Source organism: Salinisphaera orenii subsp. halophila YIM 95161 (genome assembly GCF_003732545.1).
Lineage (GTDB): Bacteria > Pseudomonadota > Gammaproteobacteria > Nevskiales > Salinisphaeraceae > Salinisphaera > Salinisphaera orenii_A.
The window spans coordinates 16,564-29,488 of the sequence record NZ_AYKF01000072.1; the positions used below are offsets into that span (position 1 = coordinate 16,564).

General features: G+C 68.1%; 14 protein-coding genes. 10 read left to right on the forward strand and 4 right to left on the reverse strand.

The window, feature by feature from the left end; all coding sequences use genetic code 11:
• Window positions 1–43: 43 nt before the first annotated feature.
• Window positions 44–1,087 carry a Glu/Leu/Phe/Val dehydrogenase family protein gene (locus SAHL_RS07010; protein WP_123590694.1) on the reverse strand — a complete coding sequence of 348 codons (1,044 nt, stop codon included), beginning with the start codon at window positions 1,085–1,087 and terminating at the stop codon, window positions 44–46.
• Window positions 1,088–1,298: 211 nt separating this feature from the next.
• Here SAHL_RS07010 and SAHL_RS07015 point away from each other — a divergent pair, with 211 nt between their 5' ends.
• From SAHL_RS07015 to SAHL_RS07035, 5 genes are all read left to right on the forward strand, one after another.
• Entirely contained in the window at window positions 1,299–1,847 is a 549-nt protein-coding gene (locus SAHL_RS07015; protein ID WP_123590695.1) for a hypothetical protein, read from the forward strand.
• A 75-nt stretch (window positions 1,848–1,922) separates the two neighbouring features.
• Window positions 1,923–2,639 carry a MotA/TolQ/ExbB proton channel family protein gene (locus SAHL_RS07020; RefSeq protein WP_123590696.1) on the forward strand — a complete coding sequence of 239 codons (717 nt, stop codon included), beginning with the start codon at window positions 1,923–1,925 and terminating at the stop codon, window positions 2,637–2,639.
• On the forward strand, window positions 2,602–3,051 hold the full coding sequence (locus SAHL_RS07025; protein ID WP_123590697.1) for an ExbD/TolR family protein: 450 nt from the start codon (window positions 2,602–2,604) through the stop codon (window positions 3,049–3,051). The genes SAHL_RS07020 and SAHL_RS07025 overlap by 38 nt, the downstream gene beginning before the upstream one ends.
• 3 nt (window positions 3,052–3,054) lie before the next feature.
• Window positions 3,055–3,462, forward strand: a complete 408-nt coding sequence (locus SAHL_RS07030; RefSeq protein WP_123590698.1) for an ExbD/TolR family protein — start codon at window positions 3,055–3,057, stop codon at window positions 3,460–3,462.
• Window positions 3,462–4,307 (forward strand): energy transducer TonB, encoded by an 846-nt coding sequence (locus SAHL_RS07035; RefSeq protein ID WP_123590699.1) that lies wholly within the window; start codon window positions 3,462–3,464, stop codon window positions 4,305–4,307. The genes SAHL_RS07030 and SAHL_RS07035 overlap by 1 nt, the downstream gene beginning before the upstream one ends.
• A gap of 188 nt (window positions 4,308–4,495) precedes the next feature.
• On the opposite strand, the gene SAHL_RS07040 is transcribed toward SAHL_RS07035, so the two are convergent.
• The 3 genes from SAHL_RS07040 to fadB form a co-directional block, all read right to left on the reverse strand.
• Window positions 4,496–5,398 carry an OmpA family protein gene (locus SAHL_RS07040; RefSeq protein ID WP_123590700.1) on the reverse strand — a complete coding sequence of 301 codons (903 nt, stop codon included), beginning with the start codon at window positions 5,396–5,398 and terminating at the stop codon, window positions 4,496–4,498.
• Window positions 5,399–5,560: 162 nt separating this feature from the next.
• Window positions 5,561–6,739, reverse strand: coding sequence for an acetyl-CoA C-acyltransferase FadA (gene fadA / locus SAHL_RS07045; RefSeq protein ID WP_123590701.1), 1,179 nt, complete (start codon window positions 6,737–6,739; stop codon window positions 5,561–5,563).
• 84 nt (window positions 6,740–6,823) lie between these two features.
• Window positions 6,824–8,974 (reverse strand): fatty acid oxidation complex subunit alpha FadB, encoded by a 2,151-nt coding sequence (fadB, locus tag SAHL_RS07050; protein ID WP_123590702.1) that lies wholly within the window; start codon window positions 8,972–8,974, stop codon window positions 6,824–6,826.
• Window positions 8,975–9,215: 241 nt separating this feature from the next.
• Between fadB and SAHL_RS07055 the strand changes: the two genes are divergently transcribed.
• The 5 genes from SAHL_RS07055 to SAHL_RS07075 all read left to right on the forward strand — a co-directional run bounded on the left by SAHL_RS07055 (window position 9,216) and on the right by SAHL_RS07075 (window position 12,909).
• Entirely contained in the window at window positions 9,216–10,295 is a 1,080-nt protein-coding gene (locus SAHL_RS07055) for a phasin family protein (RefSeq protein WP_123590703.1), read from the forward strand.
• Between the two features lie 101 nt (window positions 10,296–10,396).
• Entirely contained in the window at window positions 10,397–11,329 is a 933-nt protein-coding gene (locus SAHL_RS07060) for a metalloregulator ArsR/SmtB family transcription factor (protein ID WP_123590704.1), read from the forward strand.
• The gene (locus SAHL_RS07065) at window positions 11,326–12,054 is read left to right on the forward strand and encodes a TVP38/TMEM64 family protein (RefSeq protein ID WP_123590705.1); all 729 of its coding nucleotides are present in this window, start codon (window positions 11,326–11,328) and stop codon (window positions 12,052–12,054) included. The genes SAHL_RS07060 and SAHL_RS07065 overlap by 4 nt, the downstream gene beginning before the upstream one ends.
• 53 nt (window positions 12,055–12,107) lie before the next feature.
• Window positions 12,108–12,617 (forward strand): Na+/H+ antiporter subunit E, encoded by a 510-nt coding sequence (locus SAHL_RS07070; protein ID WP_123590706.1) that lies wholly within the window; start codon window positions 12,108–12,110, stop codon window positions 12,615–12,617.
• 4 nt (window positions 12,618–12,621) lie between these two features.
• Window positions 12,622–12,909 (forward strand): MrpF/PhaF family protein, encoded by a 288-nt coding sequence (locus tag SAHL_RS07075; protein WP_184947473.1) that lies wholly within the window; start codon window positions 12,622–12,624, stop codon window positions 12,907–12,909.
• Window positions 12,910–12,925: the final 16 nt, after the last annotated feature.

The following is a 12,925-nucleotide window of genomic DNA, read 5'->3' on the forward strand; positions in this document are numbered from 1 at the left end:
GCCCCGGGGGCGTGTCACCCCGGGGCGGCGGATCCGTGGACATCTACCGCCCCGCGGCGATGCGCTCGCGCGCAATCCGCAACGCCGTGGCCGCCGGCGTCTCGCCGTGTGCAGCGGCCTCGGCGAAGATCGTGTTGAGCGTGCTCTCGATCCCGGCGACACGAAAGCGGACTCGCTCGACGCTGTAGCCGTCCGGATCCAGCTCGTCGCTGACGTTGATCAGACCGCCCGCATTGATGACGAAATCGGGCGCGTAGACGATGCCGCGCTCGGCCAGACGCCGGCCGTCGCTGTCGGTGGCGAGCTGATTGTTGGCGGCGCCGGCCACGATCGGGCACGCAAGCGACGGTATGGTGTCGACGTTAAGCACGCCGCCGACACCGCAGGGAGCGAGGATGTCGACCGGCTCGCGCAGGATCGCCTCGTTGTCCACGATCGTGGCCCCCGCCGCGCTCGCCCGCTCGCAGGGCTCGGCGGCGATGTCGGAGGCGACAACGCTCGCGCCCGCCGCGAGCAGCCGTTCGATCACCGCGAGGCCGACGCTGCCGGCACCCTGCACCGCCACTCTCAGACCGTCGAACGCCGGCTCGCGTCCGGCCGCGCGCAATGCCGCGCGCATGCCCGCGATCACGCCGTCGGCCGTATACGGCGACGGATCGCCGGAACCGCCGGCCGTCAGACTCCGGCCGACCGCGTGCCGGGTCACCTCGTTGAGCAGCGCGATATCGGATTCGCCCATGCCCATGTCCTCGGTGGCCACGTAGCGCCCGCCCAGGCTCTCCACCGTCCGCGCCAGCGCGTGCATGCCGGCGGTCCGATCCGCCGGAAACGGCGCCATCACGACCGCCTTGGCGCCACCGCAGTGCAGCCCGGCACAGGCGGCCTTGTAGCTCATCGCCTCCGAGAGCCGCAGCACGTCGGCCAGCGCCGCCTCCTCGTCATCGTAGGCGCGGATGCGCACGCCGCCGACGCCGGGCCCGCGCGCCGTGGAGTGGACCGCCACGATCGCCCGCAGGCCGGTATCGGCATCGAAATAGTGGCAGACCTGCTCGTGGCCGGGCGCGGCCATGGACGCAAAAACGCTCATTCGGAGACTCCAGCAACATTGTAGGGACCGACGCTCGGCGCGATTCTCGCCCCCGCACCGGACGCTGTCGACCGCAGAAAAGGCGCGGCGCTTGCGCGACATGGCAGGGGCCGCAATACTGTAGGCATAACTATAGAAAGAATTTCCAGCGACTCACGCCCGGCCGCGCCGGGCTGCGGGGGGCCGCGATGCCGCAGACACGGGACACACTATGCTGACACGCGCAACGGTCGCGGCGCTCGGACTGTTTCTGGCCGCAAGCGCCATGGCCCAGACCGACAGCGATTCGAGTCCGGACCAGGATGCGCGTGCCGCCGCGGCGTCCGACCCCACCTCGATGTCGCGGGACAGCGACGAGGCGTCACCGCCGGACGATGAGCCGAGCGGCGGCGTCCGCGCGGCGCGGTCGGCGGGCGGCATCGAGGTCGAGCTCAACAAGCTCGAGCCGGTCGATGGCGCCTGTCGCGCCTACCTCGTGACGCAGAACCTCACGGAGTCGCGTTTCGAAAGCGTGTCGCTGGATGTCGTCATGTTCGACAACGACGGCATTGTCGCTCGCCGGTTGGCCGTTCAGATCGCGCCGATGCCGCCGACCAAGACCGGCCTCAAGGTCTTCGACATTCAGGACCTGGCCTGCGACGACATCGGTCAGCTGCTGCTCAACAACGTGATCGAGTGCCGCACCGATACCGGCGGCCGCGACGACTGCCTGTCGTTGCTGTCGGTGTCGCAGCGGGGCTCGGTCCCCTTCATCAAGTAGGCCCGTCATGTCGCGCCCGCCGATTCCCCCAGGCCCGCACCATGCGACCGAGTCCACGTCGCCGGGATCGCCGCGATGAGCGGCCTACTGGAAACGCTCGGCGGGCTGTTCTCGGGCCTCAACCGCACGCTGGCGCTCGGCGGCCCGGTGGTGCTCATCCTGATCGCCATGTCGATCCTGGCGCTGACGATCGTGGTGGCCAAGCTGCTGCAGTTTCGCCGCGTGCGCATCAACGATCGGCGCACCGCGCGCAGCGCGCTCGGCGTCTATCGCTCCGGCAATGCGGCCGGCGCCGTAACCATGGCGCGACGCTCGCCCAACCCCGCGGCCCGCGTACTGGCCCGCGCGATTCAACTGCGCAGCCGCCAGAACGCACCGGAACCGATACTGCGCGAGGAGATCCTCCAGTACGGCGGCGACATGCTCGAGTCGCTGCGCAGCCATCTGCGCCCGCTCGAGGTCATCGCCGCGCTCGCGCCCCTGCTCGGCCTGTTCGGCACCGTGCTCGGCATGATCGAGGCGTTTCGCGATCTGGAGACCGCCGGCAGCCAGGTGAACCCGGCTTTGCTGTCGGGCGGCATCTGGCAGGCCCTGCTGACCACCGCGGTCGGTCTGGCGGTCGCCATGCCCGTCATCGTCGCCCTGAACTGGCTGGAGCGCACCATCGACCGCGCTGCGCACGAAATGGACAGCGTGGTCACTCGCGTATTCACGGTCGATCTCTCGCGCTCGCCGAGCGCGGCGCTGGGCAACGATGACGACGAGTCGGACCACAGCACCCCGTTCATTTAGCGACCACGGCAGCGCCCGCCGGCGCCGCTCGCTCGTCAGCCTGACGCCACTGATTGATGTGGTGTTCATCCTGCTGCTGTTCTTCATGCTGGCTTCGAGCTTTGTCGACCTGCGCTCGATCACACTCGATACGCCCGCCGCGGGCGGGGGCGCACCGTCGATCGAGGGCGCGCTGCTGATCGAGGTGCGCGTCGACGGCGTGCGTTTTGCCGGTCGCTATCTCTCGCTCGACGACCTCGCGGCACGCATCCGCGGCCAGCTCGCCCGTCAGCCCGACCGGCGTGTTCTGGTCCAGCCGGCGGCCGGGGTGGATCTGCAGGCCACGGTGCGGGTTCTGGATCGGCTGTCGAACGCGGGGGTCCGCAACCTCTCGCTGATGGACCAGGGCGCGAGCGGCGGCGGCGGAGGCTGATCCATGCACTTTCCCCGCAACCGCCGCCGGGCCAGCAACGACGAAGCGATCCTGCCGCTGACCAACGTCGTGTTCCTGCTGCTCATCTTCTTCATGCTGGCCGGCCGGCTGGTCACACCCGAGCCGTTCGACATCGATCCGCCAGCCTCCCAGAGCGAGACGAACGCGCGCGCGGACGGCCTGGAGATTCAACTGGCCGCCGACGGCCGCCTCGCCCTCGACGGCGAGACGGTCACCCTCGACGCCCTGGTGGAGGCCGTGCGCGCCAGACTCGAGGCGCGGCCCGGGATGCCGATTCGTCTGCGTGCCGACGGCGCCGGCGATGCGACACGCGTCGTGGCGATCATGCGCCGTCTGCATGACGCGGGGGCGGAGCGACTGCGCCTGATCACGGTTGCACCGCAGCGCTGATGGGCATCTCCTCCCGGCAATGGCTGCTCGCGATCGCGGCCGCCGTGGTCGCGCATCTGCTCCTGCTGGCCGGACTCTGGCTCGGCGACACGGCCAACGACAGGCCTGCCGAGACGCCGCGGGGCGTGATGGTGTCGCTCGAGGAGCTTGACGCCGGTCCGCCTCCGGCACCGACGACGCCCAGCCAGCCAGTCGAGGCGCCCGAGCCGGCCAGTGCCGCGGCTCCCGCTCCTGCACCGTCGGCTGCGGAGGTGCCGGCCGTCGAGGACAGCGCGCCGACGCCGGCGCCCGCGGCCGAAGCCCAGCCGGCGCCCGTGCTGGCGGACGCGATCGAACCCGCGCAATCGCAGGGCCCGGCCATCGCCGAGGCGGCGGAGATCGCCCCGGCGACCGCCGCGGAACCGTCACAGGCGGCACCGGTCGAGATCGGCCCCGGCGACAGCCTCGAATCCGTGTCTCCGAGCGAGCGCGTGACCGCGCATACGCCGGAGCTGGATACGCCGGCGGCGCGAACGGACGAAACACCCGGCAACGGAGCCGGCGGGACGAGCGACCAGGCGACGGACGACTATATCGTGCGGCTGCGCGCCTGGCTGTCGCGCCACAAGCAGTATCCACAACAGGCGCGCAACGACGACATCGAGGGGACGGTACGGCTCTATATCGTCGTGGACCAGGATGGCCAGGTGATCAGCCACCACATCGAGCGCAGTTCGGGTTCAGCCGTGCTCGACGCCGCCGCAGAGCAGATGCTGCGTCAGGCCCAGCCGTTGCCGAGCATGCCGCAGCGCATGCGGCGCAACCGGCTCGAGCTGATCGTGCCGGTGGTATTCTCATTGCGCTAGCCGGATGGCCGGGCGCGACGCGACCTGTTTGTCCGGGCACAGAACTGCCGGCGCAAGCGGTTCCGGTGTACAAGGTCCCTTCCGCGAGCGGCCGACACGGGCAAGGGTGCATCACCCGTGCGGCGCGGACTATTCGAACGAATCGCCCCGACGCGCGCTGACACGGCCCGGCGACGCGACGTCGCGGCCTACCAGGCGACCAGCTCCACGCGGCGATTCTTGGCCTGCCCTATATCGCTTTCGTTACTCGCCCGCGGCGCGGTGTAGCCCACGCCCCACGGCTTGAGCCGATCCGGATCGACCCCGTAGCGGGCGGTCAAGGCCTCCACGACCGCCTCGGCCCGCCGCTTGGACAGATCGATGTTGTAATCGAAACCGCCGCGGCTGTCGGTGTGGCCGACCACGAGCAGACGCCGATCCGGCTGTTCCGCCATGAGTTTGGCGATCTCGCCGAGCGTGGACTGAGACTCGGACTTGATCTGCGCACTGTCGGTATTGAAGAAGATGCCGTAGAGCGCCACCCGGCCCTTGGTGTCCAACTCATCGGCCATCTCGGCGGCGTTGACCGAGATGGCGCCGATCTCACGGGCCTGCACCTGCAGCGTATCCAGCTGAACGGCGACGACGCCGTTGCCGATCGGCGTCACCTGGACGGCCGCATAGACGTCGCCGCCACCGGCTGAGCGCCGGACCGCGCGATAGTACGACCCGCTACGGCGAGAAAAGAGATCGGCGGCGGCGCGGGCGCCCGGCGAGGCGCGCTCGAACATCGGCCCGCAGGCCTCGGCTTCGCACGCGTAGAGCGTGTCGAAACCGGCGCGGGCGAGACGCGTCGCGTAGCCCTCGGCGATCGATTCCGCATCCGCGGCCTCGGCCAGCCGATAGGTACGGCGCGCGAGCGCGCCCTCGACCGTGCGTGTCGCCGATATATTGCCCTGAATACCGCCGCGTTGAACGATACGATCGGTGATCAACGGGTAGGTGGCGAACGCTTCCCGGGACTCGCCCACGATTTCGGCGCCCTCGGGCGGCGAGACGGCCGGCGCCACGTTCTGTGCAACGGCGGCCGGCGCCGCCATCAGCAACAGCAAAGACAGAAACCAACCGAGTCGGACAACGCATCGCATGCCGCGATAGTAACCGCGTCACCGCCTGCTGTCAGCGTTTACCGCGGGCAATCGATTGTCCCGCAAGACAAAGCGGGGCCGGCGACAGGCCGGCCCCGGAACGACTCGCGAGCGAGCGGCGAGCGCTCAGTCGACGCGTTCGATCACCGTGGCGATGCCCTGTCCCATGCCGATGCACATGGTCGCCAGGCCGAGCGTGGCGTCCTTGTCCTCGAGGATGTGCGTCAGCGCGCCGGTGATGCGCGCCCCCGAGGTGCCCAGCGGATGGCCCAGTGCGATCGCGCCGCCGCGGATGTTGATCGAGTCCTGGCGGTCCTCGATGCCCAGCTCCCTGAGCACGGCGAGGCTCTGGGCGGCAAAGGCCTCGTTGAGCTCGATATAGTCGATATCCGAGAGACTTACGCCTGCTCGTTCGAGTGCTTTCTTGCTCGCCGGCACGGGGCCGCGCCCCATCACCGACGGATCGCAGCCGGCCACGGCCATGCCGCGAATGCGGGCCATCGGCTCAAGGCCCAGCGCCTTGGCCTTGTCGGCGGACATGACGAGCACGGCGGCCGCGCCGTCGGAGATGGCCGACGAATTGCCGGCCGTGACCGTGCCACCGCGCGGGTTGAAGGCCGGACGCAGCGCGCCGAGGCCTTCCATGCTCGCGTCGCCGCGCACGACTTCGTCGAAGTCGCACATGCGGGCATGGCCCTTCGCGTCGTGGCCCTTGACGGGCACGATCTCCTCGGCGAACTCGCCGTCGACGTTGGCGCGGTGCGCGCGCTGATGCGAGGCCAGCGCGAACTTGTCCTGGGCTTCACGATCGATGCCGTGGATGTTCGACAGCATCTCGGCGGTGAGGCCCATCATCGCCGCGGGCTTGGCGACGTATTTCGACAGCTGCGGGGCGATATCCACGTTGTAGTCCATCGGCACGTGGCCCATGTGCTCGACGCCGCCGCAGATGAAGACGCCGTCGATACCGGCCGCGATCTGGCCGACCGCGGTATGGATCGACTGCATGGACGAGCCGCACAGGCGGTTCACGGTCTGGCCGGCGACCGCATGCGGCAGGCCGGCGATCAGCGCGGCGTTGCGGCCGATGTTGAGCCCCTGTTCCTTGGTCTGCTGCACGCAGCCCCAGATCACGTCCTCGATGGTCTCGGGGTCGATCGCGGCATTGCGCTCCAGCAGCGCTCTCATCAGGGCCGCGGACAACTCTTCGGCGCGGGTGTTACGAAACATGCCGCCCTTCGAGCGGCCCATGGCGGTACGTACCGCGTCAACTATCACGACTTCGTTATTGTCGTTGGCTTGCATGATGTTCTCCGAAAGATCGGTGAGCCGATCGGTGGTCGCCGGCCCGCGCGGTCGCGCGCCGGCCGGCCATTCGCACCGATCGCCTTACTGTGCGTAGTAGGTTTCGCCGTTGGCGGCCATGTCGCGCATGCGCGCGGTGGGCTCATAGAGCGTGCCGAGATGGCTGTACCGGTCGGCCTTGTCGCAGACCGTGGCCAGCCCCTGCGCATCGGCGTACTTGAGCGCGCCGCCGCGGAACGGTGGAAAGCCCAGACCCATGATCAGGCCCATGTCGACCTCGTTGGGCGTTTCGGCGATGCCTTCCTCGAGCGCGCGCGCCGCTTCGATGATCATCGGGATCATCATGCGGTCGACGATCTCGTCGCCGTCGAAGTCCTTCTGGCCGTCCTTCTGGACCGTGGCCACGAGCTCGTAGGCCTTGTCGTCCTGCGTCTTGTTGGGACGGCCTTTCTTGTCCTTTTCGTACTTGTAGTAGCCGGCACCGGACTTCTGACCGAGACGGTCGTTCTCAACCATCACATCCAGCGAGGACTTGCCTTCGGTCGACATGCGGTCGGGATAGCCCTCGGCGAGCACTTCCTCCACGTGCTGCGAGGTGTCCATGCCGACCACGTCCGACAGATAGGCCGGGCCCATCGGCCAGCCGAACTTCTCCATGACCTTGTCGATCTTGGCGAAGTCGGCGCCGTCGGTGATCAGCTGCTGGAATCCGAAGAAATACGGGAACAGGATCCGGTTGACCAGAAAGCCGGGGCAGTCGTTGACCACGATCGGTGTCTTGCCCAACCGATGGGCGTAATCGACGATGGTGGCGATCGCCTCTTCGGAGCTCTTCTCGCCCTTGATCACTTCCACCAGCGGCATCTTGTGCACGGGGTTGAAGAAGTGCATGCCGAGAAAATTCTGCGGGCGCTTGAGATCCGCGGCCAGCGTATCGATCGAGATGCTGGAGGTGTTCGAGGCCAGGATCGTGTCCTCGGACACCGCCTCTTCGGTCTCGGCGAGGACCGCCTTCTTGACCTTGGGATTCTCGACCACGGCCTCGATCACGGCGTCGACGTTGCCGAAGTCGCCGTAGTTCAACGTCGGGCGGATGCGCGACAGCCCTTCGGCCATCTTGCGCGCGTCCAGCTTGCCGCGCTCGACGCCCTTGGCGAAGTGCTTGGAGGCTTCGTCCAGCCCCTGCTCGATGGCCTCGTCCTTGATGTCCTTCATCAGGATGGGCACGCCCTTGGAGGCCGACTGGTAGGCGATACCGCCGCCCATGATGCCGGCGCCGAGCACGGCCGCCTGCTCGATGGTGTGGGCGATCTTGCCGTACTTCTTGCCCTTCTTCTTGATCAGCTGATCGTTGAGGAAGATCTGGATCAGCGCACGCGCCTCGGAGGTCTTGGCCAACTTGATGAAGCCTTCGGTCTCCTCGGCGATGGCCGCGTCACGTCCCATGCCGGCGGCCTTGGCCATGCGCTCGATGGCCTCGATCGGCGCCGGGTACTGGCCCTTGGTCTGGCCGAGCACATAGCCCTTCGACGTCTCGAAGGTCATCGCCGCTTCGGTCTGGTTGAGCTTGAGCGGCGCCGTCTTCTCGGCCTTGCGCGCCTTCCAGTCGAACTCCCCGGCGATGGCGCGATCAAGCAGATCGCGTGCGGCCGCCTCGAGTTCGTCTTCGGCCACGACCGCATCGACCATGCCTACTGCGAACGCCTTGTCGGCGCGACGCGGCTTGCCGTCGGCGATCCACTCGATGGCGTTGTCCGCCCCGATCAGGCGCGGCGCGCGCACGGTGCCGCCGAAGCCGGGATAGATGCCCAGCTGCGTCTCGGGGAAACCGATCTGGGCCTTCTCGCCCATCACGCGGTAATCGGTGGCCAGGCACATTTCGAGGCCACCGCCGAGCGCCATGCCGTTGATCGCGGTCACACTCGGAAAATCGAGATCCTCGATGGTGGAGAACATGCGGTTGGCATCGGCCATCCACCGCTTCATCTCGTCTTCGGGCGCCTTGAAGCGCTCGCCGAATTCCATGATGTCGGCGCCGACGATGAACGCCGGCTTGGCGGACTTGACCAGCAGGCCCTTCACATCGCTCGCCTCGGCCAGCGCTTTCGCAGCGGCGTTGAGATCGTCGATGGTGGCCTGGTCGAACTTGTTGACCGATCCGTCCCGTGCATCGAAGCACAGCACGGCTATCCCGTCGGTCACTTCGACCGACAGCCTGGATCCCTCATAAAGCATGGACGAACTCCACTGACATTGAATGATGCGCCCGGCCACGACGGCCGGGGCAGTAAACTCGGCGCACAGTACGGTAGCGTACTGTGCAGGCCCGAACAACGCGGCAAAGGCCCGCGGCACGGGCGCTCGGCGAAAATGATGCAGCGCAGCGCGCGAAGGCCGTTTTCACACACACCGTGTTTTGACAGCCCTCGGCGTGCATGGTTTTCTAACCCCACTGTTTCCGCACCGCGTGAATCCCATGACGAAATCGGACAATCGCATCACCCGGATCCGCAAGGACATCGACAAGCTCCGCCGCAATTACACCGGCGCCTTCGCGTCCGCCAACCGCGCGGTGTACGACGGCATCGAACAGCTCGCCGAGCACGAACTCGCCGCCATACGAACGCACTATGAAGAAGCGCTCGAGAATCTCAAGCAGCTGCGCCGGGGCGGCTCGCCGCGCGATCTCGCGGCCAGCCAGCTCGAACTGCTGCAGCAGACGGTCGACCGCATCCTCGACAACGCCCGCGAGAGCCTGACGATCCTCGATCAGACCCGGCGCCAGATCAGCGTCGAGATCCGGCAGAACCTGGACGGCAGCGAGGCCGCGATGACGGATGCGGGCGAACAGACCGAGGCCGCGGCGCGCACCGCGGCCGGCAAGGCCCGCGACGAGGCCGAGCGCCGGGCCGGGGACGTCGAAGCCGAGACCCGGGCGGCCACACGCGAGGCACGCGACCGGGCCAAGGACGTCGCCGCGGAAACGGCCGACACGGTTGCGGCCGCGGCCGACACCACCGCCCGCAAGGCCGAGGCGGCCTCCCCACGCCCGGCCTCGTCGACCTCCACGACCGCCAAACGCCGCAGCACGTCGGGCCGCAGTTCGGGGAGCACTTCGAAACAGTCGAAGGCGAGCGGCTCGAAGGCGAGCGGCTCGAAGTCGGCCGGAAAGAGCGGCGGCGGGACGGGCGGTGGCAAGACCGCCAGTACGGCCAGGTCCAAGAGCTCGACCCGGACGAAACGAGCGAGCAGCGCCAAGAAGTCGGCGACGAACGGCCGTTCGACCGCCAAGTCGAGCACGACAGGCAAGTCCGGCGGCACGACGAAGTCGACGACCAATCGCGCGGCCTCTGCCAGCAGCGGAGGCGCCAAGAAGACGTCGGGCACGAAGAAATCCGGGTCGGGCAGCTCGACAGGCCGATCCGGGACCAAGGCGTCTTCTTCGGGCAGCGGCAGGTCCGGCGGCTCGAGCGCCGGCAAGCGCAGGGGCTCGGGGACGTCGGAAACCTCGTCCGCGCGCGGATCGGGCAAGACCGGCAGCGACTCGGATAGCTGAATAGGCTATCCTGTGCCCCAGCCGCTCGGGAACGGGCGGCTTTTTCGTTGGTGCAGCGCGGGTCCGAGGGCCGGCGCGTCGGTTTCTCGTTTCGAACCTGCATGCTCGACCTCGCCGCCAGCACCCAGATACTGCGACTGCTCGCCGAACCCACCCGGCTGCGGCTGCTCCTGCTGTTGATCGACGAACCCCTGACGGTCGCGGAGCTGACGGCCGTCACCGGCCTCATCCAGAGCCGCGTATCCAGCCACCTCGGGCGTCTGCGCGAGGCCGGCCTGGTACAGGACCGCGCCGCGGGCAACGCCAACTACTACGCCGTGGACACCGCCCGCTGGCAGCGCGACATCCAGCCGCTGTGGGGCGCGCTGATCGACCAGCTCGACGATACCCGCGTCCACCGCGACCGCGAGCGGGCCGCGGAGATCGTGCGCCGGCGCAGCACGCGCGGGGGCTGGGCGGAGTCGGTGGCCGGACGCATGGAGCGCCAGTATTCCCCCGGACGCACGTGGGAGGCCATGAGCCGTTCGCTCATCGAACTGCTGGACCTCGGCGACGTGCTGGATGTGGCCTCCGGCGACGGCGTGCTCGCCGAGCTGCTGTGCCGGCGCGCGCACAGCGTGACCTGCCTGGACATCAGCACACGGGTGCTCGAAGCGGCGCGCAGCCGCCTGAGCAGTCAGGACAACATCTTCTACAAGAACGGTGACATGCATGCCCTGCCCTTCGAGTCCAACGCCTTCGATCAGGTGTTCGTGCTGCACGCACTGAGCTACACGCGGACACCGGAGGCGGTGCTGGCCGAAAGCGCGCGGGTGCTGCGTTCCGGCGGCCGCCTGATCGTGGCGACCATCGCCCGGCACGACCACGAGGCGACCGTCGCCGCCTACGATCACGTCAACCTCGGCTTCGAGGTCGAGCAGATCGCGGCCTGGCTGCGCGAATCGGAGCTTTCGGTGGCCGATTGCGCCGAACGTGCACGCGAGCCGCAGCCGCCGTATTTCCGCCTGATCACCGCCAGCGCGTGCAAGCCATGAGCGCCGCGACGCGGGGCCGCAACGTCCGCATCGTCGCCGGGCTGATCTGGGGGCTGGCACTCGCGGCGGCGGCCGGCTGGATCTACGCCCAGGGGCTGTCGATACGCGAGATCACGGGTCTCGTCTACGACTATGTGGTCGACAATCCGATCGCCCCCATCGTCTACATCATCATCTACAGCCTGCGCTCGTTCACCTTTTTCCCTGCGATGTGGCTGACCATCGCGGCCGGCAGCCTGTTCGGTTTCCTGCCGGGCCTGATCTACGCCCTGATCGGCGAGAACCTGTCGGCCAACATCGCCTATGCGCTGGCGCGCTTCTTCCGGCGCGAAGGCGACATGCGCGAGGCCCGCAATCCGCGCATCGCCGCCTTCCGCCGACTGCTGGTCGAGCAGGCGTTTCCGACCACGGTCGTGCTGCGCGCCTCGTTTCTGCCCTTCGACTTGGTGAACTACGCCTGCGGCCTGCTGCGGGTCCCCTGGCTGCCCTACGCCCTGGCCAGCATCGTCGGCATGCTGCCGCCGATGATCACCTTCGTGAGCTTCGGGGCGACGGTCAATCTGCCGGAGCTGCTGGCGCAGCAGTCGTTCTCGCCGGAACAGCTCATCGACTCGCGGCAGCTGCTCATATCGGCCGGTCTGCTCGTGGCCAGCGCCATCATCGCCTGGCTCGCACACCGCCGGCGCAAGCGCCTGGCCGCCCGCGCCGGCGAACGCTCGGATTGACGGGGTGAACCCCGCTTTGTAACCTCTCGGTTGGCACTGCTTCCGGGGGCGACGTGCGCTACCTGCTCGGGTTGATCGTGGGCCTGGCAGCCCTCTGGCTGCTTCTGTCGGGCCACTACTCGCCGCTGTTCTACGCCTTCGGCACCGGATCCTGTCTGCTGACGGCCTGGATCTGCTGGCGGATGCGGATCGTGGACAACGAAACCGTGCCGCTGCATCTGCTGGCGCACGCGCCGGTGTATATCGCCTGGCTGGGCTGGGAGATCGCCAAATCCAACTGGGACGTGGCGCGCCGCATCCTGTCGCCGGGCCGTTCGATATCGCCGACCATGACCACGCGCCGCGTCGGTCCGGCCACCGATCTGGGCCGTACGATCTACGCCAATTCGGTCACGCTCACGCCCGGCACGGTGACCGTGGGGCTGCGTGACGGCCTGGCCGAGGTGCATGCCCTGACCGACGTCAACGCCAAAGACATCGAGGAAGGCGACATGGATCGACGGGTACAGGCATTCGAGCGGCGCGGCGGCGTACGCCACGACCACAGCCACGACGGGGGTTGAACCCGTGTTTCTTGCCGCGATCATCGGCGTGGCCGTGACCATGCTGCTCATCCTCATCCGGGCGCTGCTCGGGCCGTCGGCCTACGACCGCATACTGGCGCTGAATCTGTTCGGCACGAAAACCGTGCTGTTCGTGTCCGTGCTCGGCTTCCTCAACGGCCGGCCGGAATTTCTCGACCTCGGGCTCGTCTACGCCCTGATCAACTTCACCGGGACGATCGCCGTGCTCAAGTTCATGCAGTACGGCGACCTGGGCTGGGACGAAGCCAGCAAGGACGAACCCGATGTATAGCCCCCGGCGAGCACGC

What these genes read in the sequence shown, in the direction of transcription:
- fadA (WP_123590701.1), bottom strand. Translation starts at nt 6,739, where the DNA reads ATGCAAGCCAACGACAATAACGAAGTCGTGATAGTTGACGCGGTACGT.
- SAHL_RS07020 (WP_123590696.1), top strand. Translation starts at nt 1,923, where the DNA reads ATGAGCGGCCTACTGGAAACGCTCGGCGGGCTGTTCTCGGGCCTCAAC.
- SAHL_RS07010 (WP_123590694.1), bottom strand. Translation starts at nt 1,087, where the DNA reads ATGAGCGTTTTTGCGTCCATGGCCGCGCCCGGCCACGAGCAGGTCTGC.
- SAHL_RS07025 (WP_123590697.1), top strand. Translation starts at nt 2,602, where the DNA reads ATGACGACGAGTCGGACCACAGCACCCCGTTCATTTAGCGACCACGGC.
- SAHL_RS07035 (WP_123590699.1), top strand. Translation starts at nt 3,462, where the DNA reads ATGGGCATCTCCTCCCGGCAATGGCTGCTCGCGATCGCGGCCGCCGTG.
- SAHL_RS07015 (WP_123590695.1), top strand. Translation starts at nt 1,299, where the DNA reads ATGCTGACACGCGCAACGGTCGCGGCGCTCGGACTGTTTCTGGCCGCA.
- SAHL_RS07060 (WP_123590704.1), top strand. Translation starts at nt 10,397, where the DNA reads ATGCTCGACCTCGCCGCCAGCACCCAGATACTGCGACTGCTCGCCGAA.
- SAHL_RS07030 (WP_123590698.1), top strand. Translation starts at nt 3,055, where the DNA reads ATGCACTTTCCCCGCAACCGCCGCCGGGCCAGCAACGACGAAGCGATC.
- fadB (WP_123590702.1), bottom strand. Translation starts at nt 8,974, where the DNA reads ATGCTTTATGAGGGATCCAGGCTGTCGGTCGAAGTGACCGACGGGATA.
- SAHL_RS07065 (WP_123590705.1), top strand. Translation starts at nt 11,326, where the DNA reads ATGAGCGCCGCGACGCGGGGCCGCAACGTCCGCATCGTCGCCGGGCTG.
- SAHL_RS07055 (WP_123590703.1), top strand. Translation starts at nt 9,216, where the DNA reads ATGACGAAATCGGACAATCGCATCACCCGGATCCGCAAGGACATCGAC.